The sequence below is a fragment of the Burkholderia sp. SIMBA_051 genome (assembly GCF_046534915.1).
GTDB lineage: Bacteria > Pseudomonadota > Gammaproteobacteria > Burkholderiales > Burkholderiaceae > Burkholderia > Burkholderia ambifaria.
In genome coordinates this window covers 1-265 of record NZ_JAWRXS010000383.1, presented here as the reverse complement: position 1 = coordinate 265, position 265 = coordinate 1, and the positions used below count along the sequence as shown (strand labels likewise).

Annotated in this window: 1 protein-coding gene; it reads right to left on the bottom strand. The window is 67.9% G+C overall.

Going from position 1 to position 265, the window contains the following annotated elements:
- Nucleotides 1–265, bottom strand: a 265-nt coding sequence (locus tag SB771_RS34965) for a cache domain-containing protein (protein ID WP_410722038.1), incomplete at both ends; no start/stop codon positions are given.

Sequence of the window (265 nt, the reverse complement as noted above, 5' to 3'; positions counted from 1 at the left end):
CGCCTTGCCCTGCGCGTAGAGATTCTCGAAGATCGGCAGGCCGTCGCTGTCCTTGACCGCGCGCACATTGGTGCCGGCCAGCTTGCCGTCGGGATGCACCAGCAGCGTGTAGCTGTCGTCGAACACGCCGACATAGCCGTCAGCGCCATAGCGAAACTGCGCCAGGCGCTGCGCCACGTTGTGCTTGGCCTGCTCGGGCGAGAGGCGCTCGTCGATGGCGCGCTGCTTGCCGTTGCGCACGATGCCGGCGGCCAGGTCCAGCACG